Here is a 540-nt window from a genome sequence, read left to right as displayed (position 1 = left end):
GGCTGCCGCTGGTCGCGGCGCTGACGTCCGAGCCCGACCGGATCGCCGGCACCGCCCTCGCGCCGCGGGCGCTGATCCGGCTGGCCGACCTGCCGGCCACGCACCTGATCGTCCCCGGCTCGTTCGTCAGCTACGCGCTGCGCGCCGTGCTGCGCCCGGGCGACGACCCCGCGTCCGTGATCGCGGCGCTGCGGGCGGCCTTTCCGGATACCGGCTGGCGCATCCGCGACCGCGCGCATGCCGGGCCGGGGCTCGACCGGTTCATCGAACAGGCCGGGCAGTTCCTGACGCTGGTGGGGCTGACGGCGCTGCTGGTGGGTGGCATCGGCGTCGCCAACGGCGTGCGGGCATGGCTGGAGGCGCGCGGGCGGACCATCGCGACGCTGCGCTGCCTCGGCGCGTCCGCGCGTCTGGTGTTCACCGTCATGCTGTTCGAGGTGATGACGCTGGCGGCTGGCGGCATTGCCGCCGGGCTGCTGGTCGGCGCGGCGCTGCCGGTGATCGGACTGCTTCTGGCCGGCGGCCTGCTGGCGCTGCCGG

At 75.9% G+C, this 540-nt stretch carries 1 protein-coding gene; it reads left to right on the top strand.

Going from position 1 to position 540, the window contains the following annotated elements; all coding sequences use genetic code 11:
• Positions 1-540, top strand: a 540-nt coding sequence (locus B8460_RS20050) for an FtsX-like permease family protein (RefSeq protein ID WP_048863395.1), incomplete at both ends; no start/stop codon positions are given.

Source organism: Acidisphaera rubrifaciens HS-AP3 (assembly GCF_000964365.1).
Lineage (GTDB): Bacteria > Pseudomonadota > Alphaproteobacteria > Acetobacterales > Acetobacteraceae > Acidisphaera > Acidisphaera rubrifaciens.
The sequence above is the reverse complement of the archived record's forward strand: the minus strand, read 5'-3'. Positions and strand labels throughout refer to the sequence as shown.